Here is a 25,942-nt window from a genome sequence, read left to right as displayed (position 1 = left end):
TGGACTTGACCAGGAAAAAGCGCTAAGCCTGCGACATGATAAAGAGAGCGTTGCAGGCCGCAGAGGTCGATGTCATTGATTCCGCCCTGCGGACGATTGCCTTTGGAAAACAGGGCCTTGTAGCCCTTGATCATGCCCTTCAGAATGGCTTGGGCGGCCCGTTCCGCGCAGCGGCCGAGCTGATCGGCGGCATCAGCGGTCGTGTCATCGTGACCGGCATCGGCAAGAGCGGCCATATCGGCAAAAAGATTGCTGCAAGCTTTGCCTCGACAGGAACGCCGGCCTTCTTCGTGCATCCGGTCGAAGCAAACCACGGCGATCTCGGCATGATTGCGCCCGGCGATGTCGTGCTGGCGCTGTCCTGGAGCGGCGAGACCGCCGAGTTGCAGGGGATCGTATCGTTCACCCGTCGCTTTTCTATTCCTTTGATCGCACTCACGTCTGGTGAGGTCTCAGCGCTCGGCAGAGCGGCAGATGTCGTTCTGCTTCTGCCGAAGGAACAGGAAGCCTGTCCGCACGGGCTGGCTCCAACCACCTCCACGCTGATGCAGCTTGCGATGGGCGACGCGCTCGCTGTGGCGCTTCTGGAAGCGCGCGGTTTTTCGGCAACCGATTTCCGCGTCTATCATCCTGGCGGCAAGCTCGGCGCCATGCTGTCGCATGTCAGCGACCTCATGCATGTCGGCGACAGCATTCCGTTGGTGCGCCAGGGCGTGCTGATGCCGGAAGCGGTGCAGGAATTGTCGCGCAAGCGGTTCGGTTGCGTCGGTGTTACCGATGACGAAGGCCGGCTCGTCGGCGTCGTCACCGATGGCGACATTGCGCGCCATCTCGACGTCGACCTGACGAAGATGCCCGTGGACGAGGTCATGACCGTGCGCCCGAAGACTGTCGGCAAGGATACGCTGGCGACGGCGGCTCTCGCGCTGCTCAACCAGTACAGTATCGGCGCGCTTCTCGTCGTCGGCGAAGATCAGCGCCCGATCGGCATCGTCCATTTCCACGATCTGCTGCGCGTCGGCGTCGCCTGAAACCCATCTTAGTTTCAGGTGGGACGCAAGACTGTCGCCGTTGCTTCGACGCGAAGATCGCGGCCATTTGATTCGATGATCACCACCTGAGTGCCGGCTGGCAGGTCCGGCCCGATGATCGACCACCACGTATCATCAAGCCTGATCCGTCCGCGACCTTCCGCAATCGGCTCGTGCAGCGTTGCGGTGCGCCCGACGAGGCTTTCGCCGCGCCGGTTGAGGTTCGGCTGATCGCTGATGCCGCCGCGGCCCGAATAGAAGCGACGCCCAACCACCGCCAATCCGACCGCTAGCACGGCAAACAGCAGAAGCTGCACCTGCCAGGTCCAGATGCCGGTATCCCAGAGTGCCAGAGACAGCGCACCGATGATGATGGCAGCAAGCCCGATCCAGATCAGGAAGGCACCGGGAACGGCAAGTTCTGCTGCGAGCAGGACGAGGCCGAGGAGCCACCAGCTCCACGAGCCGAGGCTGCGTACCAAGTCGATGATCATTGCAGCCTCATTTGTCGGAGGAGGGCGTATAGGGCGGGATGACGGCGGTCACGCTCGGCGTGCTGCGGGTGGTGCGCGAAGGCTGGCCGGGTTGCGTGCGGGGCGCTGCCGGGGCAGGGCCGTCGCCATCTCCGAAGACTTCCTTGGCGATGGCGCCGATGCCGCCGAGCGAACCGATCAGCGACGAGGCTTCAAGCGGCATCAGCACGATCTTGGAATTGTTCGCCTTGCCGATCTCGACCAGCGCTTCGGTATATTTCTGCGCCACGAAGTAGTTGATCGCCTGAACGTTGCCGGAGGCGATTGCTTCGGAAACGACCTGCGTTGCGCGCGCTTCGGCTTCTGCCAGACGCTCGCGCGCCTCTGCATCGCGGAAGGCGGCTTCGCGTTCGCCTTCGGCCTGCAGCACGGCTGCCTGTTTCGCGCCCTCGGCCCGCAGGATCTGCGCGTTGCGTGAGCCTTCGGCCTCGAGGATCTGGGCGCGCTTCTCGCGCTCCGCCTTCATCTGGCGGCCCATCGATTGCACGAGGTCTGCCGGCGGCTGGATGTCCTTGATCTCGACGCGGGTGACCTTGATGCCCCAGGGATGAACCGCCTGGTCGACGACGCGCAGCAGCCGTTCGTTGATGACTTCGCGGTTGGACAACAGCTCGTCGAGGTCCATCGAACCCATGACCGAGCGAATATTGGTCATCGTGAGGTTCTGGATGGCGAGCTGGAGATTGGTGATCTGGTAGGCGGCCTGCGCGGCGTTGAGCACCTGATAGAAGGCGACGGCATCGGCCGAAACGCTGGCATTGTCCCGGGTGATGACTTCCTGGGTGGGAATGTCGAGCACCTGTTCCATGACGTTCATCCGCGCGCCGATGCGCTCGATGAACGGTGTCAGGATATTGAGGCCCGGCTCCAGCGTGCGCGTGTAGCGGCCGAACCGCTCGACGGTGTAGTTATAGCCCTGCGGCACGGTCTTCACGAGGGCAAAGAGCAGGAGTATCGCGAGGATTACGATACCGATGACAAAATAGTCGAAACCGTCCAGGCTCATGAAGAGTCCTCCTGCCCAATAAATTGCGTTCGTTTCATACCCGACAACCCTAGAGATGTGCGGAGGTGTTCACAAGCGCATGTTCTTGCACTAGAAACCGCCGGACACACGGGTCGCAGCCTACCCCGACAAAACAAGGACCAAAACCATGAAGACCATCGTCGTCTGTTCCGGCGGACTGGATTCCGTTTCGCTTGCCCACAAGATTGATGCCGAGCAGGATTTGATCGGGCTCGTCTCGTTCGATTACGGCCAGCGACACAGGAAGGAACTCGACTATGCCGCGGCCTGTGCGCTGCGGCTGGGCGTATCCCACCAGATCATCGATATGCGCTCGATCGGTGCCCAGCTGACGGGATCGGCGCTGACGGACGATCTGGACGTGCCTGACGGTCATTACGCTGAGGAAACGATGCGCGTCACCGTCGTGCCGAACCGCAATGCGATCATGCTCGCGGTCGCGTTCGGCGTGGCGGCAGCCCAGAGCGCGGATGCGGTGGCGATCGCCGTCCATGGCGGCGACCATTTCATCTATCCCGATTGCCGACCGGGCTTTATCGACGCATTCCAGACGATGCAGTATCATGCGCTCGATGGTTACGCCTCCGTGCGGCTGCTGGCACCCTATGTGAACGGATCGAAGGCCGATATCGTCACCGACGGCGCAAAACACGGGACACCGTTTGGCGACACCTGGTCCTGCTACAAGGGCGGCGAAACGCATTGCGGCCGCTGCGGCACCTGTGTCGAGCGTCGCGAAGCGTTTCATCTCGCTGGCGTCGCGGATCCGACCGAGTATGAGGATGCCGATTTCTGGAAGGCTGCAACGGACGGGTTTCGCGCCGACGAAGTGCGGTAAGCGCTATTCGGCGTAGATCATCTTCTTGGTCATGCCGCCGTCGAGCGTCAGGACCTGGCCGGTCATGAAGCCGGCACTCGACAGATAGAGAACGGCGTCGGCAATGTCCTTCGGGCGACCGACGCGGCCGACAGGGTGCTGTGCGTGATCCTCGTCGCTCAGCTTCGTCTCATTGGTGATCCAGCCCGGCGCGATGGCATTGACCCTGATGTTCGGGCCAAGGCTGATCGCAAGTGCATGGGTGAAGGCGACCAGTGCGCCCTTGGAGGCGGCATAGGCTTCGGTATCCGGTTCCGACATGAACGCCCGCGTCGATACCATGTTGACGATGGACCCACCTGTTGACATCAGCGGCACCGCAGCGCGGGTCATCAGGAAGGCGCCGGTCAGGTGGCTGTCGGTCACGCGGCGCCAGTCGGCCAGCGACAGCTGCTCAATCGGGCCATGGTTCGGGCTGGCGATGCCGGCATTTTTGACGAGCAGGTCGAGACTGTCCCAGCCGAGTAGCGCAAACGCCGCTTCGACCGAGGCTTCGTCGGAGACATCGCAGAGAACGGGCTGAACGCCCTTCGGAACATCAGCCGTTTCGCTGAAGTCGAACGAGGCGACCTCGAAACCGTGGTCGGCCAGATCAGTGCAGATCCCGCTTCCGATCAGGCCGGCACCGCCGGTAACGATGGCTCGCTTCATCGCGATCTCCCTAAAGCTCAGACCCAGCCCTGCAACTCGCGACGAACCACCGTCTCAAGCACGTTGATGCCGTCGACGCTGTCGTTGAGGCAGGGAATATGGACGAAATTCTCGCCGCCATGGTGCATGAAGATCTCGCCAGCCTCGCCGGCAATTTCCTCAAGCGTTTCCAGGCAGTCGGAGACGAAGCCGGGGTTCATGATGGCGACGCGCTTGATGCCTTCGGCGGCAAGCGTTTCCATCGTCTTGTCGGTATAGGGCTGCAGCCATTCCTCGGGCCCGAAGCGCGACTGGAAGGTCAGGCGCAACTGCTTCTCGGTATAGCCGAGCTCTTCGCGCAGCAACCGTGCGGTCTTGTAGCAGAAACAGTGATAGGGGTCGCCGGCCTTGAAGTAGGACTGCGGAATGCCGTGGAAAGAGGTGATCAGCAGCTGCGGTTCCCACTCGAGCGTCGACAGCGTCTGGCGAACGGAATTGGCCAGCGCCACGATATAGGCGGGGTCATCGTGATAGGTTGGCACCGTGCGCAAGGCCGGCTGCCAGCGCTGCTTCATCAGGTATTCGAACGCCTTGTCGTTGACGGTCGCCGTCGTTGCAGCCGCGTATTGCGGGTAAAGAGGAAACAGCAGGATCCGGTCGCAGCCCTGCGCCTTCAGCGCGTCCATGCGCTCGGCGATGGAGGGCTTTCCGTAGCGCATGCCCCAGTCGACCACGACGTTCGGCAGATCGGCCAGCCGCTCGGCCATTTTCTCGCCTTGGCTGCGGGTGTAGGTGCGCAGATAGCTCTCGTCGAGATCCTTGTTCCAGATCTCCTCATAGGCCTTGCCGACCTTCTGCGGGCGCTTGTTGAGGACGATGCCGTAGAGGATCGGATACCAGAACAGCCGCGACCATTCGATCACGCGCTTGTCGGACAGGAATTCGGCGAGATAACGCCGCATCGACCAGTAGTCCGTGCCGTCGGGCGTGCCGAGGTTGACGAGCAGGACGCCAACTTTGCCGAAGGTAACCTTCGGATGACCGGTGGGCAGTTTTGAGGGCACGATATTCATGCGGTCACTTCCGATCGGGTTCGACCGCAGGATGCGGCCGGAGGATTGTCTGGCTATATTTAGAAACAATCAACGGCCCGGGGAAGCCCCGAGCCGTCGCTTGCGTCAGGACAAATTGTCCCGCTTTCGTTTTTATCTGGCCGGCAGTTCCAGCTCCTTGCCGATCTGGATGACATCCGGGTTGCGAAGGCTATTGGCCTTGGAGATGTCCATCCACTTCTCGCCGTCGCCATAGGTGCTTTCGGCGATCTTCCACAGCGAGTCACCCTTGACCACAGTGTATTTGCTCGGGCCGGCAGGAGCCGGGGACGCCGTTGTAGCTGCCGGTGCCGGTGCGGCTGGTGCAGGTGCTGCCGGTTCCGTTGTCATGGGCACGGGAGCGGTTGGAGCGGCTGGTGCAGGAGCCGGTGCTGCTGGTGCGGGGGTCGCAGGTGCCGGGGTTGCCGGTGCCGCTGGCGCCGGTGTGGCCGGAGCAGGAGTAGCCGGAGTGGCCGGGGCGGGGGTAGCCGGGGCAGAGGGGGCAGGAGTGGCAGGAGCCTGGGCCGTCGTTGCCGGTGCAGCCGGTGCGGGAGTTGTAGCAGGCGCCGGAGCAGGAGTTGCGGCAGGCGCCGGAGCAGGCGTTGCAGCCGGTGCCGGTGCCGGTGCCGGTGCCGGGGCGGCAGCTGCCTTCGGTAACGGCTTGTAGTCTGCCGGTGTCAGGTCGGTGATGCGGCCATCGGTATAGGGCTTGTAGGGGCTGTTGGCCGAGATGTAGTCGGCAACGGCGTTTTCGAGGTTGGGTCCGAAGTCGTAGGCGTTGACGGCCGCGGTGTTGAAGATCTTGTAGCCGTCGCCGCCGGTGCGGACGTAGTTGTTGGTAACGACGCCGTATGTCTTGTTCGGGTCGATCGGAACGAAGGCCTCGCCTTCCTTGACCTGAACGTCGCTGATGCGGCTGCCGCTCGACTTCGACCGGTCGAAGGAGAACTTCATGCCTGCCACCTGCGGGAAGCGACCGGCGCCGTCGTCGATCTGGCTGACGCCGTTTTCAAGGGCGGTGACAACATCCGAGCCTTTCAGCTGGAAGGTGGCGATCGTGTTCTGGAACGGCAGCACGGTCAGGATTTCGCCCATCGTCACTTCGCCGGAATCGATCGAGGCACGCAGGCCGCCGCCGTTCTGGATGGAAAGCGTGATGCCCTGATCCTTGACGCGGTCAAGCTGCGCGTCGGCAAGCAGGTTGCCCATCGTGCATTCCTTGGCGCGGCAATTCAGGCGGTCGCCATCGATGACGCCTTCGGAAGAACCGACGACCTTTTTCTTGATCTCTTCGAGCGGGCCGCCGAGTTCCTTGACCTTGGCGACAAACGCCGCGTCCTGCGGAACGCTGGAATCGAGCAGCTTCGGTGCCCCCGCGGAAGACCTCACGACGCCGTTGTCATCGAAAACGACCGAGAGATCACCGAGATATTTGGAATAGGCGTAGGACGTCACGATCGGAATATCGACGCCAGCAGGGCTTTTGACGATGGTCGGGTAGGGGCCGGATGCCTTGGGATCGGTGCTGGACAGGTAGGTATGGCTGTGGCCGCCGACGATCACGTCGATGCCGGCAACGGCTGCCGCGATTTCCTTGTCCTTGACGTAGCCGACATGGGAGAGGAGCACGATCTTGTTGATGCCCTGCGACTGAAGGTCCGCTACGGCATTCTTCACATAGGTGATCTCGTCCTCGAAGGTGATGTCGGGACCAGGCGAAGAGGTTTCGCTCGTATCTTTCGCGAGAACGGAGACGATGGCAACACGCTGGCCGCCGAAATCCTTGATCACGTAACCCTTGTACTTGTCGGCCAGCGGTGTTCCAGCCTTGGCGATGGTATTGCCGGAAATGATCGGAAACTTCAGCGCGGTAATGAACTTCAGCAGTTCCTGCGGGCCGTCGTCGAACTCGTGGTTGCCGATCGCCATCGCATCGAAGCCGATGCCGTTCATGAATTCGGCAACGGGTGCGCTCTTGTAGGTGCTGTAAAACAGCGAACCCTGAAACTGGTCACCGGCGTCGAGAACGAGAACGTTCTTGCCCTGCAACTCGCTGCGGCGGGCGTCGATGGCCGACTTCATGCGCGCGATGCCACCGAAGCATTCGTTCTTTTCGGTCTCGGCCGGCGTGCAGGTGGAATCGTATTTGTTGATCGGCTCGATACGGGAATGCAGGTCGTTGATGTGGAGAATGTTGAGTTCGAAGTCGGCCATCGCGACGCCGCTCGAAAGGGCAATGACCGATGCGGTCACGATCCCCAATCCGATAGTTCTCATCATCATCTCTCTCCTTTTATGATTGCGCGCGTGTGGGCGTGCATGTTCCCGATTTTTGTATCACGCCATGGTGACGATCGTTGTGCAGCGCATGTTTTCACCAAGCAAAACTGGTTTCAAGGTAAATGTGACAAGGCCGGAGCTATTCGCCCTCGCGCACAACGCGAAAGGCCCCGCATCAAGCGAGGCCCTCCCTAACTCTGGAATGACTGTGAAGCTGGGCGATCAGCTGCGGCGGGCGAGCGAAAACTGCGCGCCGCTATCCTGCGTGCAGTTCAGCTGGCTCTGCGTGACCAACGAGCAGTTGACGCGCGACTGCGTCTTGCGCACCAGCGAGGTCATGTTGATCTCGACCAGCGTCGGCGAGAGCTTGTTATAGGTGCCGGAGGCGAGAAGCGCGTTGCTGTCGCTTGCACGGGTGTTGAACGTGCCCGCCTGGAAGGTGGAGACGATACCGTTCGGATCGACCCATGCACCCTCGACGCCCTGCGGCTGCACTGGTGCTGATACCATGCGTGGCGGCGGAGAAGAGACGCAGGCCGTGAGGCTGGCTGCCGCAATGAGCACGAGGCCCGTTTTGAAGTTCATGATCTGTCTCCCGCGATTCGGTCCGGCTTGTGGTCTGCAACCATGCCTTCTGGAGCCTATGTAAAGCAAGACTGCGGATTGGGAAGACTGGGGACAGGCAGGAGTTTTCGCTTTGTGAAGAACGGGCGCGGGTGTGGCTTTTATACGCTCCAGCCGGTTCTTCCCGTCATGGCCTGGAAGAGGCCGCAAGTTGCCGCCGCATTCGTCGTGACCGAGAATGGAATTGGGATCTGTCCCGGCGAACAGAGGCAAGAGTGCTGAGGCGCGATCGAGGCGGGGTTCCGCTCCGCGCAAGCGGGAGAGGGGGTGGGGCCCGCGGCTGACGCGAGCCCCCTCATTGATTCCTAGCGAACCAGGATGTTCTTGAACTGCCAGGCGTCCTTTTCGTCGATGTCTTCCGGGAACAGACCCGGGCGACCTTCGAGCGGGGTCCAGTCGGTGTAGTGGCCTTCGACCGGGCCGAGATACGGCATCTGCACTTCGAGGCAGCGCTTGTAATCCACCTCGTCGGCTTCGACGATGCCGGCCTTCGGGTTTTCGAGCGCCCAGACCATGCCAGCGAGAACCGCCGAAGTTACCTGCAAACCGGTTGCGTTTTGGTAAGGCGCGATGCGGCGGGTTTCTTCCAGCGACAGGCGCGAGCCGAACCAGTAGGCATTCTTCTCGTGACCGTAGAGCAGCACACCGAGTTCATCGACACCGTCTTCCAGTTCATGCTCGTCGAGCACGTGCAGGACGGGCTGCTGAGTGCCGCCATTGCCGAACATTTCGTGCAGCGACAGAACCGCGTCATTGGCCGGGTGGTAGGCATAGTGGCAGGTCGGACGGTAGATGACTTCGCCGTCTTTCTCGACGGTGAAATAGTCGGCGATCGAGATCGACTCGTTGTGCGTGACGAGGAAACCGTATTGCGGACCCGGCGTCGGGCACCAGGTGCGAACGCGGGTGTTGGCGCCCGGCTGTTCGAGGTAGATCGCGGCCTGGCAGCCCTTCTTGTGCTTCTTGGCGTTCTTCGGCATCCAGTTTTCGTGGGTGCCCCAACCGAGTTCGGCCGGCTGCAGACCTTCCGAGATGAAGCCTTCGACCGACCAGGTGTTCCAGAACACGTTGAGCGGCTTGGGGTTCTTGGTGCGCTGGGTGTCGCGCTCGGCAATGTGAACGCCCTTGACGCCCAGCTTCTTCATCAGCTTAGCCCAGCCTTCGCGGTCGTGTTGGTCCGGCTCATCGAATTTGAGGCCGGTGTCGTTGGCAAGGTTGACCAGCGCCTGCTTGACGAACCAGGAGACCATGCCCGGGTTTGCGCCGCAGGTGGAAACGGCCGTGGTGCCGCCCGGGTTCTTCTTCTTCTCATGGCGCACGGTCTCGCGCAGCGCATAGTTGGTGCGCTCGGAGTTCTTCATGCTCTTGTCGAAATAGAAGCCGAGCCAGGGTTCGACGACGGTGTCGATATAAAGGACGTCGAGCTTGCGGCACATCTTCATCAGGTCGAGCGAGCCGGTGTCGACCGACAGGTTGACGCAGAAGCCCTGGCCTTCGCCTTCGGTCAGAAGCGGCTTCAGCAGCTCCTTGTAGTTTTCCTTGGTGACATGGTCCTTGATGTGACGGATGCCGTGCTTCTTGAGGATCTCCATGTCGGAGGGCTCTTCGCGCGGGTCGATAACCACCATCCGGCTCTTGTCGAACTTGAAATGGCGTTCGATCAACGGCAGCGTGCCGCGGCCGATCGATCCGAAACCGATCATCACGATCGGACCGGTGATTTCGCCATATACCGGATAGGTCTCGTCTTTCATCGTATTCTCCCTATGGGTCGACTGCTCTTCCACCGCCGCAGCCTGCGTTTTGCAGGCGTAACGGACCCGTGTGACATGCATCTGATGCCCGGCCTAGATCACAAAATTTCGTCACAATAAAGGGGTCGCGTTTGAGGCGTACGCTGGAATAACGGTCCCGAGGTTGTTTTCGCCCGACCGGCGCGCCGGGCGCCCAAAATGTGGTTTCCGCTCGGTTGGTCCGTTTTGCGTGGATAATGCTAAATCTAGCACCTGTCCCTTGGAACCGTTTTCGCGCACCCTAAAATCTGCTGGGAACGACCAGGGGAATGTCATGTTGAAATTCGGTTTGCGTTTGTCGCCGAATAGGTCAGGGCGCGGGGGCATCGGGGCGATCGTGGTGCCGTCGAAGCTTAGCAGGATCCGTCGCGGCAATGTGTCGATGGGACGTGCTTTTCCGGCGTGGGGATTGTGGGTCGTGTTCTGGTTGGTGCTGGCGCTTGGGTGCACCATGGCGGTGGCTGTCGCCCGGTCGCCCGCCTGACATCACTCATCTGGTCCCTTGCAGGTGATCCACCAGAGCGCGCAGTTTTGGCGCCATGTTCCGCCTGCTCGGATAGTAGAGATAGAAGCCCGGAAACCACGGGCTGAATTCTTCGAGCACCGGCACCAGCTCGCCCGTGGCGATCGCCGGGCGGAAGCTCTCTTCCATGCCGAAGCTGATGCCCGCGCCGGCAATGGCCAGGCGAACCATCAGCGCCATGTCGGTCGTGGTGATCGTGTCAGAAACGGCGACCGAGAATTCCTTGCCGTCTTGCGAAAACTCCCAGCGATAGGGCGCCTGATGGACGGAGGCCCGCCACCCGATGCAACGGTGAACGCCAAGTTCGCGTGGGTGAGCCGGGGTGCCGTAGCCTTTGAGGTAGCCCGGCGAGGCGACGGCGATCTGGCGCTGGTTTCCGGAAACCGGCACGGCGATCATGTCCTGCGCGATGACTTCGCCGAGCCTCACGCCCGCATCATAGCCCTCCGCAACGATATCGAATTCTTCGTCGGTCACAGTGATATGCCATGTCACCTCCGGATGTTCCTCGGCGAAGGACGCGAGCACGGGGCCGGATAGAAAGCTCTCGGCAATCGAGGAGACCGCAAGGTTCAGGCGGCCGCGCGGACGTCCGTGCAGGTTTGCTGCCGCCTCGGTGGCGCCGCGCATCTCCGACAGCGCTGGCGCAACCTCGGAATAGAGCCGCTCGCCCGCCTCCGTCAGGGCAACGCTGCGGGTGGTGCGTGCAACGAGCGCGATGCCGAGCGTCTCTTCCAACCGGCGGATCGTCTGGCTGACGGCCGAGCGGGTGACGCCGAGGCGGTCGGCGGCGGCACGAAAGCTTTTTTCTTCTGCGACCAGCGTGAAGACCGCGAGCGCATTGTAATCCGTCAGCATTGGTTAGAATTCCTTGCCACTGTGGAAACAGCTGGGCGGCTTATCGCGACAATGGAGGAGGAATAGGGTCCTTGCAATCCGCAGGCAAGCGGAGAGCGAAGGAGCTAATCACATGGACAAGGTTGTTCTCATCACCGGCGCATCGAGCGGGATCGGTGCAGGTATCGCCCGCGAACTGGCAAAAGCCGGGGCGGCACTGATGCTGGGCGCCCGCCGCACCGACCGGCTGGAGGAGCTCGCCCGGGAACTCCGGGACTTGGGCGCCAAGGTCGCGATCCGCAGGCTTGACGTCACCGATCGCGCCGATGTCGCGGCATTTGCGCAGGCGGCGGTGGCGGAATTCGGCCGGGTCGACGTGATCGTCAACAATGCGGGCGTCATGCCGCTATCGCTGATGTCTTCGCTCAAGGTCGACGAGTGGGACCGGATGATCGACGTGAATATCAAGGGCGTGCTCTACGGCATAGCTGCCGTGCTGCCTCTGATGACGGCGCAGGGCTCAGGCCAGATCATCAATATCGCATCGGTCGGCGCTCTCAGTGTTTCACCCACGGCTGCGGTCTATTGCGCCACCAAATATGCGGTGCGGGCGATTTCCGACGGCTTGCGGCAGGAGCATGACAACCTGCGCGTCACCTGCATCCATCCGGGTGTGGTGGAAAGCGAGCTTGCCGATACCATCACCGATGCCGTGGCTGCCGAGGCCATGAAGACCTACCGCGCCATTGCCCTGAAGCCGGATGCGATCGGTCGCGCCGTGCGCTTCGCGATCGAGCAGCCCGACGATGTCGATGTGAACGAGATTGTCGTTCGCCCGACGCGGGCGCAGTGAAGGGTACGGCTGCCATGAACCGCCGCCATCTCCTCCTCGTTGCCGCCGCGTCTTTCGGCGCGGCGCTTCCTTCCCATGCAGAGGACATCATGGACAACAAGATCCAACCCGCGAGTCATCCCTACGTCGGAATGTGGGTAACGGCAGACGGACATATCCGCCACGAGCTGCAGCAAGATAACCGCTATGATGAAGCACGCGGCTCTCGCAAAAGCGCGTATCAGGGCCGGTATCTCGTCACCGGCGATCACATCGATTATTGGGACGATACCGGGTTCACCGCCGATGGCGACTTCATCGACGGCGTGCTGCATCATGCGGGGATGGTGCTCTACCGGGAACAGTAGGGGCTTCGCGTCAGACCAGTTCGGCCCGGATCAGGCCGCGCAGGGAATTGCCGACGAAGAGGCGTTTCCCGGCAAGGTCGGTCTGTTTCACAAGGCCAGACTTCGCGCGGCCCTCGCGGATCAGATCGCCGCGCAGGATCCCCGCAAGCAGACCGGATGAGATCGGCGGTGTCGTCAGCGTGCCGTCGGCCTGCTCCACGAAGAGATTGGTGCGCGTGCCTTCGCAGACCTCTGCGCGTTCGTTGAGCAGGATCACCTCGTCCACATCTTCAGAGAATTCGGCGCGGGCGGCGTCATAGACTTCGCGGCGCGATGTCTTGTGGCGATACATCGGATCATCCGAGGGCAGGCGCGTCTGCGCGATCCCGATCCGCCAGATCGCGTCCTTGACAACGGGCGCGAACGGCGTGGCGACGATCTCGACCTTGCCGCGGAACGTCATTTCCAGCCGCACGCGAAGCGGCGTCTCTCCTTCGACCGAGGCCTGGAGCTGTTTCATCAGGTCTGGCGGGGCCGGGCGAAAGCCCAGGGCATCGGCCGAACGGTTCAGCCGACGCAAATGCTGGTCGATCCGGGTAAAACCGGAACCCGGCTCCCAGCGCATGGTTTCGATCAGCGAAAGATCCACCGGTTTTGCACCGCGACCCTTGGCCTTCACAGACATCGCAACCCCTCCGACCTGCGTTTGACCGTCCGTTGATCAGACAGCCTTGTCCAAAGCTTCCAACTCGTCGATCAGACCTTCGATCATCGACAGGCCCTTCGACCAGAAGGACGGATCGGTGGCATCTAGGCCGAATGGCTTGAGCAATTCCGAATGATGCTTGGTGCCGCCTGCCTTCAGAAGGTCGAAATACTTGTCCTGGAAGCCGGGGGCGGCGTTCTGGTAGACCGCGTAGAGCGAGTTCACCAGGCAGTCGCCGAAGGCATAGGCATAGACGTAGAAAGGCGAATGGATGAAGTGGGGGATGTAGGTCCACCACGTCTCGTAGCCTTCCGAGATCCGGATTGCCGGGCCGAGGCTCTCGTTCTGGACGGACAGCCACAGTTCCCCGATCTGCTCCGACGTCAGTTCGCCCTGCTTGCGGGCCGTGTGGATCTTGCGCTCGAACTGGTAGAAGGCGATCTGGCGGACGACCGTGTTGATCATATCCTCCACCTTCTGGGCGAGCATCGCCTTGCGTTCGCGCTTGTCCTTGGTCTTCTCCAGGAGGGCGCGGAACGTCAGCATTTCGCCGAACACGGAGGCGGTTTCGGCAAGCGTCAGCGGTGTCTGGCACATCAGCGCGCCCTGGCCGCCGGCGAGAACCTGATGCACGCCATGGCCAAGTTCATGGGCGAGCGTCATCACGTCGCGCGGCTTGCCCATATAGTTGACGAGAACATAAGGGTGGGCAGACGGCACGACCGGATGCGCAAACGCGCCCGGTGCCTTGCCGGGTCTTGCCGGCGCGTCGATCCATTGCTCGTCGAAGAAGCGGCTGGCGATGGCGGCCATCTCAGGCGAGAAGGCGCCATAGGCGGATAGTACGGTGTCCTTTGCTTCCGGCCATGAAATCAGGCCTTTCGGCGTTTCCGGCAGCGGCGCATTGCGGTCCCAGTAGTTCAGCTGGTCGACGCCGAGCCATTTCGCCTTCATCGCGTAATAGCGGTGCGACAGGCGCGGATAGGCCTGCGTGACAGCTTCCGAGAGCGCGTCGACGACTTCGCGTTCGACACGGTTCGCCAGGTGACGGCTGTCGGCGATATCCTCAAAGCCGCGCCAGCGGTCGGAAATTTCCTTGTCCTTGGCGAGCGTGTTGGTGATCAGCGTGAAGACGCGCAGGTTCTCGCCAAAGGTTTTTGACAGTGCTACGGCCGCCTTGGCGCGGGTTTCCGGCTCGGGCTCTACCAGCATGTTGAGCGTGATTTCGAGCGGTTGTTTTTCGCCATCCACCTCGAAGCGAAGTTCCGACATGGTTTCGTCGAACAGGCGGTTGAAGGCTGCGGCCGACGTCATCGACTTCTCGAGAAAGAGCTGCTCCAGCTTGTCGTCCAGCTGGAAGGGCTTGTCCATTCTCAAGTCCACCAGCCAGGGGCGGAAATGGCCGGTTGCGGGATCGCGGTCCATCGCCGCATTGATGACCGCATCGTCGATCCGGTTCAGTTCGAGCGCGAAAAACAGGAGATGCGAGGAGAGATCCGTCAGCTTTGTCTGGATGTCGCCGTAGAACTTGCCGTTTGCCGGGTTGGACGTGTCCGAAAAATAGGTGAGGCCGGCGAACGAGCCGATCTTGCCGAGGAGGTCGTCGAGCGCGTCATATTCCGACAAGGCCTCGCCAAGTCCGCCGGCACCGGTCTTTGCGGCAGCGTCTGCAAGCTTGCCTTTCCACTTTTCCTCGAAAGCCAGCGACAGCGTGCGCGCTTTCTCCAGATCGGCCACAAATTCCGGGGCATCCTTGGCAGCGTAGAGATCGGACAATTTCCAGACTGGCAGGACACCGAGCGCGGGGTCGGCGGGCGAAGCAGCGGGGGACGCGCCGGAAAAAGCAGGAGAGGCGGTCATGGTGTGCCAGTTACGGAAATTTCTCACGGTTTTCTCCTGTCGACGGCGATCCTGTGCCAGAACCGACTGTTTTCCCCCTCGGCCGTTAAAATGCAAGCTTTTCTCAAAAGGGGATGTTCAAGCCTCTCTGACACAACTTGCAGCATAAGAGCCCATCAAGGGTGCACGATGAACGTTGCAGGAGCCGAGCATGATTGCCCATGTCCTAGTCGTAGATGACGATCCGATCCAGCGCCGCCTCTTGAAGAATGCCGTCGAACGGTTCGGACATGTCGCCCATCTCGCCGAGAACGGCCTCGTTGCTCTCGACTTTCTTCAGAACCTCAGCGGACCGGTCAATGTCATCGTGCTTGACCTGATGATGCCGGAAATGGACGGGCTGAGCTTTCTTTCAACCATCCGCAGCATGGGCATCGATACGCCCGTCATCGTGCAGACCGGCCAGGGCGGCATCGAAACGGTGGTGGAAGCCATGCGCGCCGGTGCCTTCGATTTCGTCGTCAAACCGGTGTCACCGGAGCGGATCGGTGCGTCGATCGGCAATGCCTTGAAGGTTGGCCAGAAGGAAACCAAGTCGCGCACCGGTCGACGTCGCGCCGGCATCGTCGGTTTCAACGATATCGTTTCGGCAAGCCCGGACATGCTGCGCGTCATCGATCTGGCCCAGCGCGCCGCGCATTCCAACATTCCGGTGGTGCTCGAAGGCGAATCGGGCGTCGGCAAGGAAATGGTGGCCCGCGCAATCCAGTCCGCGAGCGACCGCGCAGGAAAGCCGTTCATCACCGTCAATTGCGGTGCCATCCCCCACAATCTTGTCGAGAGCATCCTGTTTGGTCACGAGAAGGGCGCGTTTACCGGCGCCTCCGAGCGTCATACCGGCAAGTTCGTCGAGGCTGATGGCGGCACGCTGTTTCTGGACGAGATCGGTGATCTTCCGCTCGAAGTTCAGGTGAAGCTTCTGCGCGCCGTGCAGCAGGGCGAAATCGAGACTGTCGGGGCCGGCAAGGTCCAGAAGGTCAACGTGCGGCTGATTTCGGCGACCAACAAGGACCTGATCGAGGAAGTCCGGGCAGGGCGGTTCCGCGAGGACCTCTATTACCGTCTCAACGTCTTCCCCATCACCATCCCGGCGCTGCGTCGCCGCAAGGAAGACATTCCGCATCTGGTCCGGGTTTTCGCCGAGCGCTTTTCGGCGGAACAGAAACTCGAACGCAGTGTCGGGATCAGCGCCAGCGCGATGGCACTTCTGACCGCCTACGACTGGCCGGGCAATATCCGCCAGCTGGAAAACGCGATCTTCCGCGCCGTGGTTCTGACCCAGGGCGACAAGCTGACGGACGAAGATTTCCCGCAGATTGCAGCTCAGCTGCCGGAATTCCGCAGCGAAGAATTGGCCGCGACCGGCGCTGCTGTGCAGCCTTCATCGCTCGAGATGGATCCGCGTCCGCGTCTGCGGCACGAGGCCGTTGTCGATGGTGGCTTCCCGATCCCGGTACGGTCCGCCATGCATACCCAGCCGATGCGGCCCGATCCGCGCGCGCTGCTGGCGGCCGCCTATCCGGCTTCCGACAACGTCATCGTCAGCACGGACGACACCGGCGAGGTGCGTAAACTGGCCGACGTGGAAGAAGAGCTGATCCGTTTTGCACTGAAATTTTATCGCGGACAGATGAGCCAGGTGGCGCGCAAACTCGGCATCGGGCGCTCGACCCTCTACAGAAAACTCAAGGATTATGGCATCGATCCCGACGATCCGCTGAAGGAAGCGGCCTGAATCGGCGCGAAATCGGGATTTTAATGACGATAATCTTCGCGCAAGCCTCTTCCCCTAACCTTGTCAATCTCTCATTAGCAATTCATTGACTATACGAGAGGTGCTTGTGCTTGTGTGACACATTTGCCATGCTGTCACCGCATTTAGCAGTCAGATGAGACGACGAGGGTAGTTGTCGACAGGACGGGGAACGCTTTGCCGTATTTCAAAGTTCAGAAAACGCCTTCGGGTGTGCGCTCTGACGATGACCGTGCGGCGCGCGTTGGCGCCGGATCTGGTCGTCTTGCAGGGATCAGATCGTCGATCTTCAAGCGGATCGCCAAGCGTTTCGTCGTGGCGTCGACCCTTGCTGCAATCGCATTTACGATTCTTCCAGCTTCGGTGCACGAGGCAGAGGCCGCTGGCGATACCCGCAGCCTGAAGCTCTATTTCGTCCACACCGGCGAGAAGGCCACCATCACCTACAAGCGCAATGGCCGATTCGATCCGCGCGGTCTGGCACAGCTCAACCAGTTCCTCCGCGACTGGCGCCAGAACCAGCCGACGAAGATGGATCCGCGCCTGTTCGACCTGGTTTGGGAAGTCTACCAGCGCTCCGGCGCCACCGATTCCATCCACATCGTCTCCGCTTTCCGTTCGCCGACCACAAACGGCATGCTGCGCGGTCGCTCGCGCAAGACGGGCGTCGCGAAGAACAGCCAGCACATGCTCGGCAAGGCGATGGACTTTTACATTCCGGGCGTGAAGCTCTCGACCCTGCGGGCGCTCGCCATGCAGATGCAGGTGGGCGGCGTCGGCTTCTACCCGACTTCCGGTTCCCCTTTCGTGCATCTCGATGTTGGCGGCGTTCGTGCCTGGCCGCGCATGACCCGCAAGGAACTGGTTCAGATCTTCCCGAAGGGCAACACGCTGCATCTTCCGGCTGACGGCAATCCGTTGCCGGGCTACGAGGTCGCTCTCGCCGATTACAAGAAGCGCGTTGGTTCTGATTCAATTGCGATCGCCAGCACAGCCGGCGGCTCGATCCGCGGCGAAGCACCCAAGCGTCGCGGGTTCCTTGCCGCACTGTTTGGCGGCGGTGGTGCCGACGAGGTCGAAGACAACGAAGACATGAAGGCACCAATGGTCGCCAGCCGTGGAGCACCGCGTTCCGCTCCGGCTGCCGACGATGGCGAAGAGGCACCGGTCGCGACTGCACGGGTTGCGCCGACGCCAACTGCCCCGACGCCGACTGCGCCGACACTCGTTGCTGCTGCTGAGCCGGTCGAGCCGGCGATTGCAGCGCCTGTGCCGCTGTCACGGCCGGCCTTCCGTTCTGACTCCAGCACCGCGGGTCCGGGTGGGCTTGCCACGGCGCTCTATCAGCCGACCCGCAATGCCGCGCAGGACGCGCTTGCCATGCAGACGGCTGCTGCAGCCGATGTGCAGCGGGCTGAAAATTTCGCCGATCTGTCCGGTTACGCCATTCCGGTTCCGACCCTCCTTGGTCCTCGCGGGCTGAAGGGTGATTCGGAAACCAGCGTCTTGACTGCCTCCATAGAGCCGGCGCCATTCGAAAACCTTGGCTCCGTGCCAGTTCCGATCCACCGCCCGGGTGCTCCCTCAGCGCCGCTCGTTGCATCGCGCCCGCAGAGCGATCAGCAGAGCCTTACGCCGGAACTGGTGGCAGCGCTGTCGCGAAGCGTCGAAGCGCCTGTTGTTCCTGCACCGCAGGCGGCTCCTGCAAGAGCGCCAGCCCAGGCCGTCGCCGTGTCGGCACCGGTGCCGATGGCCGCGCCTGCGCAGCGCCAGATGGCGGCTCTTTCGCCCAAGGTGATCCAGCCGTCCGCCAAGCAGATGCAGTTCGGCGACGGGTTTGACGCGCCGCGTCCTGCAACGGCGTCGCTGGGTACCATGCCGAGCTACGGCACCGCCAAGAGCGGCCGCGCTGGCAAGCCTGCGACTGCACAGGGGCAGGCCAAAGCTGGCAAGAACGGCTTGACCGGTGACATGGTGGCGAAATGGGCGGTGAACAACAATCGCGCCGAAGGTCAGAACCCGGTTTCGATGAAGGCGCCTCGCGTGGTCAGCCGGACGCTCGATCGTGATTATTCGGCCGGTTACACCAGCAGCGGCTTCAAGCCTGTGAGTGCTGCCGTCGCCATCGATCCCAACCGGTTCAGCGGCCAGGACTGAGTTTCAGGACTTTGGCCGCCACCTGTTTGCCGGCGACGATTGCCCCCTCGACATAGCCCGGGAAAGACGGCGACAGTTCCGACGATGCGAAATGTACCGGCGGCATGCCGGTTGTCAGGGTCGCTTCCGCGTCGGTGGCGTCGAGACTGGTGATCACGTCACTATAGGCGCCGTCGCTCCAGCGGTCGTCGACCCAGTCACGCATGCGAATGTCCAGACTGTGTCTGGCCTCGTCGCCCAACGCCTCCGCCAGTTTCTCAATCACGAACGTTTCAAGCTCACGGGCGGGCTTGTCGTGCCACGTCGCCGCCAAAGGTCCGCTAACGAAGACGATCAGTCCGGCGTAACCGTCGCGACTGGCGTCGCAGGCAAACAGGCCTTGCGGATCATTCCACATGGTCATGCCGCTGAGATCCCGGTCTCGCCAGAAGGGTCGCTCAAAGCGGATGTTGAGCTTGATGACCATGCCGGGGATCCACGCATCCAGTGCTCTTGTCAGATGCGGCGGGAGTGCTGGGGCGTAGGACAGGCGGCGCGCCATGATGGGCGGCACGGCGAGCACGACCTGCGCGGCCGTCATTTTTCCCGTGCCGGTCATCAACGTGACGCCGTCACCGGAAATGGCAAGCTCAGTGACAGGCATGCCAAGCCTTAGCCGATCGCCGAGAGTTGCCGCCAGATCGTCGGCCAGCGCATGCATCGTTCCGGCGAGAAACAGCTCGAGCTCGGACGTGGTGTTGGTGATGCGTCTGTCATTTGCCGCGAGATAGGTGAAGGCAATCTCCTCCGGCGCGCGGCACCAGAGGCCGGTCACCATGCGCAAAAACCCCTGCCGTATATCGTCCTCGACCGGCTGTCTCTGCGCCCAGTCGTAAGCCGTCAGCGTTCTGAGCGCCGGATCGGAAAGATCGCTCGCGATCATCGTCTCGCGCAGTGCATCGACGCCGTTCCAGATCGCTTCTGCCCGCCCGCGGGGGACTTCGGGAAGGTATGTGGTGTCGCCCTCGGCATAGGTCTTCACAAAGGTCCTGCCGAACTCTCTTGCCAATGAGACCACTTCCGGCATGTCGCGGCAAAAGAACTGTCCGCCTGCATCGACGGCCGTGCCATCCTCAAAAACCTGCGCCTCGACGCGGCCGCCGACGCGCTCCTGCGCTTCGAGCAGAACAACGTTCACGCCCGCTTTCATCAGCTGCGTTGCAGCAGTCAGACCCGTAAAGCCGGCGCCGACGACGATGACATCATAATCCATGACCGATTCCGAGCGTCTCTGAGGAAGATGCGATGCTTGCGCCCATGAAAAAACCCGCCGTGGCCGGCGGGTTCCTTGTCGTCTTCGAAATTGTTTAAGCGGCGTCCTGTTCGGCCGGGCTTTCGATCATGCCGAGGGCGGCCAGATAGGTGTCGAGGATGAGGTCCTCTTCCATCCGCTCCTGATCGTCCTTCTTGCGAAGGGCGATGACCTTTTTCATGATCTTGGTATCGTAGCCCATGCCCTTTGCCTCGCCATAGACATCCTTGATGTCGTCGGCGATGGTCTTCTTCTCTTCTTCCAGTCGCTCGATACGCTCGATAAATGCGCGGAGCTGGTCGCGGGCGACGCCATGAGCATCAGACATCGGGGCCTCCTGATCTTGATCTGTGTTGATTGGCTGTCACCTGCCGAAAAGCGGCGGCAAGGTCAAGGCCCAAATACGCGGGCCTTGTCCGTGGGCGTCAGCCATGGGTCGGCTTGTTGCCCTCGAATGCGGCTTTTTGAGCGCCTGTGGATTCTCCCTGGTGCAGATTTTTCCAGTCCTCGTAGGGCATGCCATAGACGATCTCGCGGGATGCATCCTTCGTGAGCGCAAGGCCTGCCTCGTCGGCTGCGTCCTTGTACCAGTTGGACAGGCAGTTTCGGCAGAAGCCGGCCATGTTCATCAGATCTATGTTCTGAACGTCGGTCCGCTCGCGCAGATGTGACACGAGGCGACGGAAGGCTGCAGCCTCGAGCTCGGTCTGCTGTTCCTTGGAAAGTTCGGTCATCGTGACCTCCTTTGTCTGAACGCTCACGCGGGGTAGGGGCCGGTGCGCGACGGAAAGATTTTGTACTCGTGCAATGTGGGGTCTGCATTGAGCGTCGTGAAGATCGGCGCCAGTCTTTGTGCCCAGTCCTCGATGCCTTGCTCGTCGCCGATCAGGTCCTGGCGCACTTCCAGCAGGGTGTGGGGAATGCCCGGGATCATGCAGTGCCGGTACATGGTGTCGCCCCTGAGTGCGCCGTCATAGGGTTCGTTGTCGCCGACGACGATATCGCCGGGAAGGCGAAGCTGCTCGATCAGCGGCACCACGACCCGATCGTCGGTATCCCACAGTACGCCCGCATGCCAGGGCCGCGGCGTTTCGCGCCAGAACGGCGTGAAGGAATGCAGCGACAGAACAAGCGGTGCCCGGCCGGACGCGCTGGCCCTTGAAATCGTCTGTTCGACGGCGCGGTGATAGGGCCGGTGGTAGGTGGTAAGCCTGAAATCCCATTCTTCCTGGGTGATCGGGTGGTTGCCGGAAACGATGGCGCCGTCGGAGATCTTCATGATCAGCGTCGGATCATCTTCGCCGCGGTTCGGATCGATCAGCAGGCGGGAAAAGCAACCGAGCACGGCCGGCACGTTCAGAATGTCGGCCAGCCGGCGGGTCAATCCCTCGATGCCGATATCGAAGGCGATGTGGCGCCGGAATGCGTCTTCTGGCAGGCCAAGATCGCCGTAGCGGGCGGGCAGGCGGTTCATCGCGTGGTCGGCGAGAAGAACCATCCCGCCGTCATAATCGCCGTCTATGATTTCGAACGGTTGGAAGTCGTCTGTGTCCATCGGGGCTTGTACCATTGTTTTGCGCAGCCTGTCCCGGTGATATCTCGGCCGTTTCCTGCCATGGTCGCCGCGGACAAGGCAAGCGGCCCCCGGCGGGCGTTCAGAATATAATCGATTAGATTGCGTTGACTTTCAAACCCTGCCGCGCGAGAAAGTGCATCACGAATAACCATGGAGTCCTGACGGAAACCGTGTCGAAAAAATCCCTTAGAACATATCTTTCCGCCCTGTTTTCTGTGCCTGCCGTGGCATCCGCGCTCTGCGTCAGTGCGCCGCTGTTGATGGCGTCTCCGGCACTTGCGGATTTCCGCGTCTGCAACGGAACCCAGAACCTCGTCGGCGTGGCGATCGGCTACCGTGCCAAGGATGGCTGGAACACCGAAGGCTGGTGGCAGGTACCCGCATCAACCTGCGCGACGCTGATCGAGGGCGAGCTGCAGTCCCGCTATTATTATCTCTATGCCGAGGACGCGGCCCGCGGCGGCCGCTGGACCGGCGGCGTCAACATGTGCGTCGCCGAGAACGAGTTCAAGGTCGTCGGCGTCGACGACTGCTTCACCCGTGGCTTCCAGCGCATGGGTTTCAAGGAATATGACACGGGCCGTCAGGGCAGCTGGATGGTCCAGCTTTCAGACACGTCCGGATCCCAGGAAGGCCAGAATTGATGAGGCGATACCGCAAAGTTAAGATCCTTGCCACACTCGGCCCGGCATCCTCCGACGAGGAGATGATTGCCAAGCTGCACGAGGCAGGCGCGGATCTTTTCCGCATCAACATGAGCCATTCGAGCCATGAGATGATGCGGACGCTGATCGAGCGTATTCGCTCGGTGGAAAAGAAATCCGGTCGCCCGATCGGCATCCTCGCCGACCTACAGGGTCCGAAACTGCGCGTTGGCAAGTTTGCCGATACCAAGGTGACGCTGGTCCCAGGCCAGACGTTTACACTCGACAATAACGAGGCTCCCGGTGACGAGAACCGTGTGTTCCTGCCGCATCCGGAAATTCTCGAATCGGTGAAGGTCGGCGATCGCCTGCTGATCGATGACGGCAAGCTGGCGCTCAGGGCCGAAAAGGTTGACGGCACGTCGATCACCTGCACCGTCGTGGCCGGCACCGGCATTTCCGACCGCAAGGGTGTGAGCCTTCCCGATACGCTGCTCGCCGTTGGCGTGCTCACCGACAAGGACCGAGCCGATCTCGACGCCGTGCTTGAGACCGACGATGTCGACTGGGTCGCTTTGTCCTTTGTTCAGCGGCCGGAAGATCTCGCAGAAGTTCGCAAGATTGCCCGCGGCCGCGTCGGCATCATGTCGAAGATCGAAAAGCCGCAGGCGCTTGAGCGGATCGATGAGATCATCGATCTCTCCGACGCCGTCATGGTGGCCCGTGGCGATCTTGGCGTCGAAATGCCGATCGAGGCGGTCCCCGGCATCCAGAAGCAGCTGACACGCGCATGTCGCCGTGCCGGCAAGCCGGTCGTGGTCGCGACCCAGATGCTGGAATCGATGATCAGCGCGCCGGTTCCGACCCGCGCCGAAGTTTCCGACGTCTCGATCGCCGTGTTCGAAGGTGCCGATGCGATCATGCTGTCGGCCGAATCGGCGTCCGGTCAGTATCCGGTCGAAGCCGTTTCGATGATGGCGTCGATTGCCCGCAAGGTGGAAGATGATCCGCTTTATCCAAGCATCATCTACGCGCAGCGCGCCACACCGGAAGCAACCGGTGCCGATGCGATCTCGCTTGCTGCCCGCCAGATTGCAGAGACGCTGCGGCTCGCCGTGATCGTCACCTACACATCGTCGGGCACAACAGGCCTTCGCGCCTCGCGCGAGCGTCCGAACGTTCCGATCCTGGCACTGTCGCCGAGCGTCAAGACCGCGCGTCGACTGTCGATCGGCTGGGGCATGCACTGCGTCGTCACCCACGACGCGACTGACCTCGACGACATGGTCAACAACGCCTGCCGCATCGTCGCCTCCGAAGGTTTTGGTAAGCCGGGCGACCGGATCATCATCTCGGCCGGCGTGCCACTGGGCACACCTGGCGCCACCAACATGCTGCGCATCGCCTATATCGGTGCAGATGGGCAGAGTGGGGTTTAAACCCGCTATCAACAGCGTGAAATGAAAACGGCCGTCGGAGTGATCCGGCGGCCGTTGTCGTTTCAGGTCTTTTCGATCGAGAAATCCATGTCCGGCATCGGCTCGTCGACCACTTTCGCCAGTCGCGCCTCGACCCTGCGGGCAACGGACTGCAGGTCGCGGTGGTGACCCGCAAGCTTCTCGATCCCGGCGATGGCGAGATCGGTCGCGAGGTAATCCGGCTTGTGGCCGAGGCCGCGGATGACGACCAGTTCGGCGCCGGCGACGGCGGCCGTCAGCGCCTTCGCATGGATATCCATCGAGACGATCTTGTCGCTGTCGCCGTTGATGATCAGCGTCGGTGCGGTGATCTCGCTGTAGCGCGGTGCGACCCTGGTGACGTAGTCGTTGAGATTGGCGACGTCGATCGCGTTGTTGCGGAAGTTCTCAGGCCGCAACACCAGTGCGGTGGCGCCGCCGTCGAGGTAGCGGTCCGGACGGGGGTTGGGATGGAAGACGGCATGGGTTGCCTTCTCCATCAGCACCAGCCCGGCAGGCAGCGCCAGGAAGCGGGTAAACAGGCGTCCGAGATAAGGGCGGGCTGCGAGATTGTAGTACCAGTCGACGCCGCCCGGCCAGGGATGGGTGGCGGGCGCGAGAAGAAGCAGGCCTGCCGTCTTTTCCGGATGGTAGAGCGCGAAGGATGTGGCGATCGCACCCCCGAAGGAATGGCCGACGATGATCGCCTTCTCGATGCCGTAGCGATCCATGAGGCGAGCGATCGTTTCGGCCTGGCCATCCGGAAAGCCGTTCTCTTCGCCGCCACGCTCGGAATAGCCGTGACCGGGACGGTCGACGAACAGCATTTCGGCGCGCCCTTCTAGCGGTCTGCGGAACGCTGCTTCCTGGTCCTTCAGATTGCCGCTGGCGCCGTGGATGAAGACGATCGGGGGAAGGTCGCCCTCGGCTGGTGCTGCGACATGAAGGGCGTTGATACGGATATCGCCGAGATCGGTGAGTTCACCGTCGTTCGGCAGGTTGGCCTCGATCGCTTTCGCCTTCCAGGCCGTGAAGCCGAAGCCGAATGCGATGAGAGACAAGATAAGAGGTACAATCCCCATGGCGGCCCATCAGGTTCGGTTGCCGGCGATCTTTTCGGATAGCTTGGTCACAGCCTCCTGCGCCTCGCGATCGGCGGGGTAGATGTCGAGATAACGCTCCCACGCATTCAGCGCCTGGCTGTCCCGTCCGGCTTCGGTGAGGATTCCGGCAAGACCGGCCAGCGCGCCGAAATGGCGAGGCTCACGCTTCAGCACTTCGGCAATATCGGCCATCGCCTTGCGCTGGTCGCCCATCGCGTAATGCATTGTGGCGCGGCGGTTCCAGCCTTCGACATAGGCGGGATCGATGAGAGTGACGCGGTCGAGGAAGTCGAGGGCGGCGGCGTTGCGCTTTTCCTTGGCGGCCGTGGCCGCCCAGCCCATCAGAAGATTGACTGTGGGACTGTCCGACTCACCCATGTTCATGGCGATCTGCGTGGCGATTCCGCGCGCCTTTTCCGGATTGCGCTCACGTTTCAGCGCCGCAAATAGCGGGTCGACCCTGGCGTTGAGAGGCTGGCCGGCATTTGGTGCTGCCTGCGGACCTCCCTGCGCCGGACTTTCCAGCGGCGAAGCGGGCGGCATCGGTTGGGATGGCGGCATGGGCTGGGGCAGGGTCTGCGCAAAGGCAGGCACCGCAACACACACAGAAAGGATCACGAAGCTTGAACGAAAATAGCGCATGCGGATAAAGTAATCCGCATGCGCCGAAGGTCAAACCCGAAATTTCACGCTGCCAACAATTTGATCGTCTCAGGCGTGCCCGGACAACCCGTCGATATCAGCGCAAATCAGCCCTGGCGGGCCTTGAAGCGCGGGTTCTGCTTGTTGATGATGTAAACGCGGCCCTTGCGGCGAACCAGACGGTTATCGCGATGACGAGCCTTCAGCGCCTTGAGCGAGTTCTTGATCTTCATTGTACTGGTCCAGAAGTCTGTGGGCTCAAAGAGCCGCTTGTCTCTATCAATCGAAA

22 protein-coding genes and 4 pseudogenes are annotated in these 25,942 nt (G+C 61.7%); 9 read left to right on the top strand and 17 right to left on the bottom strand.

From position 1 onward, the window contains the following. Window positions 1-35: 35 nt before the first annotated feature. The gene (locus ACQY1K_RS13565; RefSeq protein ID WP_062582344.1) at window positions 36-1,031 is read left to right on the top strand and encodes a KpsF/GutQ family sugar-phosphate isomerase; all 996 of its coding nucleotides are present in this window, start codon (window positions 36-38) and stop codon (window positions 1,029-1,031) included. 14 nt (window positions 1,032-1,045) lie between these two features. Here ACQY1K_RS13565 and ACQY1K_RS13560 read toward each other — a convergent pair whose 3' ends face one another. Then, window positions 1,046-1,525, bottom strand: a complete 480-nt coding sequence (locus ACQY1K_RS13560; protein WP_430257591.1) for an NfeD family protein — start codon at window positions 1,523-1,525, stop codon at window positions 1,046-1,048. A 7-nt stretch (window positions 1,526-1,532) separates the two neighbouring features. Further along, on the bottom strand, window positions 1,533-2,570 hold the full coding sequence (locus ACQY1K_RS13555) for an SPFH domain-containing protein (RefSeq protein ID WP_430242420.1): 1,038 nt from the start codon (window positions 2,568-2,570) through the stop codon (window positions 1,533-1,535). Window positions 2,571-2,718: 148 nt separating this feature from the next. Between ACQY1K_RS13555 and queC the strand changes: the two genes are divergently transcribed. Beyond that, window positions 2,719-3,429, top strand: coding sequence for a 7-cyano-7-deazaguanine synthase QueC (queC, locus tag ACQY1K_RS13550; RefSeq protein ID WP_430257590.1), 711 nt, complete (start codon window positions 2,719-2,721; stop codon window positions 3,427-3,429). 3 nt (window positions 3,430-3,432) lie between these two features. Here queC and ACQY1K_RS13545 read toward each other — a convergent pair whose 3' ends face one another. From ACQY1K_RS13545 to ACQY1K_RS13520, 6 genes are all read right to left on the bottom strand, one after another. Further along, on the bottom strand, window positions 3,433-4,119 hold the full coding sequence (locus tag ACQY1K_RS13545; RefSeq protein WP_430257589.1) for an SDR family NAD(P)-dependent oxidoreductase: 687 nt from the start codon (window positions 4,117-4,119) through the stop codon (window positions 3,433-3,435). Window positions 4,120-4,136: 17 nt separating this feature from the next. Next, window positions 4,137-5,171, bottom strand: a complete 1,035-nt coding sequence (gene hemH, locus ACQY1K_RS13540) for a ferrochelatase (protein ID WP_113109760.1) — start codon at window positions 5,169-5,171, stop codon at window positions 4,137-4,139. 132 nt (window positions 5,172-5,303) lie between these two features. Then, a complete protein-coding gene (locus ACQY1K_RS13535; RefSeq protein ID WP_430259015.1) occupies window positions 5,304-7,469 on the bottom strand; it encodes a 5'-nucleotidase C-terminal domain-containing protein in 2,166 nt (721 codons plus the stop codon). A 222-nt stretch (window positions 7,470-7,691) separates the two neighbouring features. Continuing rightward, window positions 7,692-8,054, bottom strand: a complete 363-nt coding sequence (gene omp10 / locus ACQY1K_RS13530) for an outer membrane lipoprotein Omp10 (protein WP_062460929.1) — start codon at window positions 8,052-8,054, stop codon at window positions 7,692-7,694. Between the two features lie 344 nt (window positions 8,055-8,398). Further along, complete coding sequence (locus ACQY1K_RS13525; RefSeq protein ID WP_430257588.1) at window positions 8,399-9,847, bottom strand: homospermidine synthase; 1,449 nt, start codon at window positions 9,845-9,847, stop codon at window positions 8,399-8,401. A 529-nt stretch (window positions 9,848-10,376) separates the two neighbouring features. Further along, entirely contained in the window at window positions 10,377-11,267 is an 891-nt protein-coding gene (locus ACQY1K_RS13520; protein WP_430257587.1) for a LysR family transcriptional regulator, read from the bottom strand. A 112-nt stretch (window positions 11,268-11,379) separates the two neighbouring features. Between ACQY1K_RS13520 and ACQY1K_RS13515 the strand changes: the two genes are divergently transcribed. Next, window positions 11,380-12,099, top strand: a complete 720-nt coding sequence (locus tag ACQY1K_RS13515; RefSeq protein ID WP_062582362.1) for an SDR family oxidoreductase — start codon at window positions 11,380-11,382, stop codon at window positions 12,097-12,099. 14 nt (window positions 12,100-12,113) lie between these two features. Beyond that, entirely contained in the window at window positions 12,114-12,446 is a 333-nt protein-coding gene (locus tag ACQY1K_RS13510) for an Atu4866 domain-containing protein (RefSeq protein WP_092659841.1), read from the top strand. Between the two features lie 10 nt (window positions 12,447-12,456). Here ACQY1K_RS13510 and ACQY1K_RS13505 read toward each other — a convergent pair whose 3' ends face one another. Both ACQY1K_RS13505 and ACQY1K_RS13500 read right to left on the bottom strand, forming a co-directional pair. Then, on the bottom strand, window positions 12,457-13,110 hold the full coding sequence (locus ACQY1K_RS13505; RefSeq protein WP_430257586.1) for an aminotransferase class IV family protein: 654 nt from the start codon (window positions 13,108-13,110) through the stop codon (window positions 12,457-12,459). A 36-nt stretch (window positions 13,111-13,146) separates the two neighbouring features. Further along, complete coding sequence (locus ACQY1K_RS13500; protein WP_430259013.1) at window positions 13,147-14,991, bottom strand: M3 family oligoendopeptidase; 1,845 nt, start codon at window positions 14,989-14,991, stop codon at window positions 13,147-13,149. Window positions 14,992-15,181: 190 nt separating this feature from the next. On the opposite strand from ACQY1K_RS13500, the pseudogene ACQY1K_RS13495 reads away from it, so the two are divergent. The 3 genes and pseudogenes from ACQY1K_RS13495 to ACQY1K_RS13485 form a co-directional block, all read left to right on the top strand. Further along, window positions 15,182-16,370: pseudogene (locus ACQY1K_RS13495) on the top strand (sigma-54-dependent transcriptional regulator); the annotation flags it as partial. Between the two features lie 182 nt (window positions 16,371-16,552). Further along, window positions 16,553-16,765: pseudogene (locus ACQY1K_RS13490) on the top strand (helix-turn-helix domain-containing protein); the annotation flags it as partial. 231 nt (window positions 16,766-16,996) lie between these two features. After that, on the top strand, window positions 16,997-18,940 hold the full coding sequence (locus ACQY1K_RS13485) for a DUF882 domain-containing protein (protein WP_430257585.1): 1,944 nt from the start codon (window positions 16,997-16,999) through the stop codon (window positions 18,938-18,940). Here ACQY1K_RS13485 and ACQY1K_RS13480 read toward each other — a convergent pair. From ACQY1K_RS13480 to ACQY1K_RS13465, 4 genes and pseudogenes are all read right to left on the bottom strand, one after another. Continuing rightward, a pseudogene (locus ACQY1K_RS13480) lies at window positions 18,924-20,213 on the bottom strand (flavin monoamine oxidase family protein); the annotation flags it as partial. The gene ACQY1K_RS13485 and the pseudogene ACQY1K_RS13480 overlap by 17 nt on opposite strands. Window positions 20,214-20,286: 73 nt before the next feature. After that, on the bottom strand, window positions 20,287-20,559 hold the full coding sequence (locus tag ACQY1K_RS13475) for a DUF2312 domain-containing protein (protein ID WP_062460899.1): 273 nt from the start codon (window positions 20,557-20,559) through the stop codon (window positions 20,287-20,289). A gap of 97 nt (window positions 20,560-20,656) precedes the next feature. Beyond that, on the bottom strand, window positions 20,657-20,965 hold the full coding sequence (locus tag ACQY1K_RS13470) for a DUF1244 domain-containing protein (protein WP_113109767.1): 309 nt from the start codon (window positions 20,963-20,965) through the stop codon (window positions 20,657-20,659). Window positions 20,966-20,988: 23 nt separating this feature from the next. After that, window positions 20,989-21,786 carry an N-formylglutamate amidohydrolase gene (locus tag ACQY1K_RS13465; protein WP_246453970.1) on the bottom strand — a complete coding sequence of 266 codons (798 nt, stop codon included), beginning with the start codon at window positions 21,784-21,786 and terminating at the stop codon, window positions 20,989-20,991. A gap of 290 nt (window positions 21,787-22,076) precedes the next feature. On the opposite strand from ACQY1K_RS13465, the pseudogene ACQY1K_RS13460 reads away from it, so the two are divergent. Both ACQY1K_RS13460 and pyk read left to right on the top strand, forming a co-directional pair. Continuing rightward, a pseudogene (locus ACQY1K_RS13460) lies at window positions 22,077-22,451 on the top strand (DUF1036 domain-containing protein); the annotation flags it as partial. Then, window positions 22,451-23,890: a pyruvate kinase gene (gene pyk / locus ACQY1K_RS13455; protein ID WP_062460890.1), complete on the top strand. Its 1,440-nt coding sequence runs from the start codon at window positions 22,451-22,453 to the stop codon at window positions 23,888-23,890. The pseudogene ACQY1K_RS13460 and the gene pyk, both read left to right, overlap by 1 nt. A 62-nt stretch (window positions 23,891-23,952) precedes the next feature. On the opposite strand, the gene ACQY1K_RS13450 is transcribed toward pyk, so the two are convergent. The 3 genes from ACQY1K_RS13450 to ykgO form a co-directional block, all read right to left on the bottom strand. Further along, window positions 23,953-24,990, bottom strand: a complete 1,038-nt coding sequence (locus ACQY1K_RS13450) for an alpha/beta fold hydrolase (protein WP_174196138.1) — start codon at window positions 24,988-24,990, stop codon at window positions 23,953-23,955. Between the two features lie 9 nt (window positions 24,991-24,999). Beyond that, window positions 25,000-25,653, bottom strand: coding sequence for a tetratricopeptide repeat protein (locus ACQY1K_RS13445; protein ID WP_430257584.1), 654 nt, complete (start codon window positions 25,651-25,653; stop codon window positions 25,000-25,002). A gap of 107 nt (window positions 25,654-25,760) precedes the next feature. Beyond that, the gene (gene ykgO / locus ACQY1K_RS13440; RefSeq protein ID WP_003497670.1) at window positions 25,761-25,886 is read right to left on the bottom strand and encodes a type B 50S ribosomal protein L36; all 126 of its coding nucleotides are present in this window, start codon (window positions 25,884-25,886) and stop codon (window positions 25,761-25,763) included. Window positions 25,887-25,942: the final 56 nt, after the last annotated feature.

Source organism: Neorhizobium sp. IRS_2294, from assembly GCF_050500145.1.
Classification (GTDB): domain Bacteria; phylum Pseudomonadota; class Alphaproteobacteria; order Rhizobiales; family Rhizobiaceae; genus Neorhizobium; species Neorhizobium soli.
This window is presented reverse-complemented; position numbering and strand designations above follow the sequence as displayed.

What these genes read in the sequence shown, in the direction of transcription:
- ykgO (WP_003497670.1), bottom strand. Translation starts at nt 25,886, where the DNA reads ATGAAGATCAAGAACTCGCTCAAGGCGCTGAAGGCTCGTCATCGCGAT.
- ACQY1K_RS13525 (WP_430257588.1), bottom strand. Translation starts at nt 9,847, where the DNA reads ATGAAAGACGAGACCTATCCGGTATATGGCGAAATCACCGGTCCGATC.
- ACQY1K_RS13470 (WP_113109767.1), bottom strand. Translation starts at nt 20,965, where the DNA reads ATGACCGAACTTTCCAAGGAACAGCAGACCGAGCTCGAGGCTGCAGCC.
- ACQY1K_RS13505 (WP_430257586.1), bottom strand. Translation starts at nt 13,110, where the DNA reads ATGTCTGTGAAGGCCAAGGGTCGCGGTGCAAAACCGGTGGATCTTTCG.
- ACQY1K_RS13515 (WP_062582362.1), top strand. Translation starts at nt 11,380, where the DNA reads ATGGACAAGGTTGTTCTCATCACCGGCGCATCGAGCGGGATCGGTGCA.
- hemH (WP_113109760.1), bottom strand. Translation starts at nt 5,171, where the DNA reads ATGAATATCGTGCCCTCAAAACTGCCCACCGGTCATCCGAAGGTTACC.
- ACQY1K_RS13465 (WP_246453970.1), bottom strand. Translation starts at nt 21,786, where the DNA reads ATGGACACAGACGACTTCCAACCGTTCGAAATCATAGACGGCGATTAT.
- ACQY1K_RS13565 (WP_062582344.1), top strand. Translation starts at nt 36, where the DNA reads ATGATAAAGAGAGCGTTGCAGGCCGCAGAGGTCGATGTCATTGATTCC.
- pyk (WP_062460890.1), top strand. Translation starts at nt 22,451, where the DNA reads ATGAGGCGATACCGCAAAGTTAAGATCCTTGCCACACTCGGCCCGGCA.
- ACQY1K_RS13545 (WP_430257589.1), bottom strand. Translation starts at nt 4,119, where the DNA reads ATGAAGCGAGCCATCGTTACCGGCGGTGCCGGCCTGATCGGAAGCGGG.
- ACQY1K_RS13560 (WP_430257591.1), bottom strand. Translation starts at nt 1,525, where the DNA reads ATGATCATCGACTTGGTACGCAGCCTCGGCTCGTGGAGCTGGTGGCTC.
- omp10 (WP_062460929.1), bottom strand. Translation starts at nt 8,054, where the DNA reads ATGAACTTCAAAACGGGCCTCGTGCTCATTGCGGCAGCCAGCCTCACG.
- ACQY1K_RS13510 (WP_092659841.1), top strand. Translation starts at nt 12,114, where the DNA reads ATGAACCGCCGCCATCTCCTCCTCGTTGCCGCCGCGTCTTTCGGCGCG.
- ACQY1K_RS13445 (WP_430257584.1), bottom strand. Translation starts at nt 25,653, where the DNA reads ATGCGCTATTTTCGTTCAAGCTTCGTGATCCTTTCTGTGTGTGTTGCG.
- queC (WP_430257590.1), top strand. Translation starts at nt 2,719, where the DNA reads ATGAAGACCATCGTCGTCTGTTCCGGCGGACTGGATTCCGTTTCGCTT.
- ACQY1K_RS13520 (WP_430257587.1), bottom strand. Translation starts at nt 11,267, where the DNA reads ATGCTGACGGATTACAATGCGCTCGCGGTCTTCACGCTGGTCGCAGAA.
- ACQY1K_RS13500 (WP_430259013.1), bottom strand. Translation starts at nt 14,991, where the DNA reads ATGACCGCCTCTCCTGCTTTTTCCGGCGCGTCCCCCGCTGCTTCGCCC.
- ACQY1K_RS13475 (WP_062460899.1), bottom strand. Translation starts at nt 20,559, where the DNA reads ATGTCTGATGCTCATGGCGTCGCCCGCGACCAGCTCCGCGCATTTATC.
- ACQY1K_RS13450 (WP_174196138.1), bottom strand. Translation starts at nt 24,990, where the DNA reads ATGGGGATTGTACCTCTTATCTTGTCTCTCATCGCATTCGGCTTCGGC.
- ACQY1K_RS13535 (WP_430259015.1), bottom strand. Translation starts at nt 7,469, where the DNA reads ATGATGAGAACTATCGGATTGGGGATCGTGACCGCATCGGTCATTGCC.
- ACQY1K_RS13555 (WP_430242420.1), bottom strand. Translation starts at nt 2,570, where the DNA reads ATGAGCCTGGACGGTTTCGACTATTTTGTCATCGGTATCGTAATCCTC.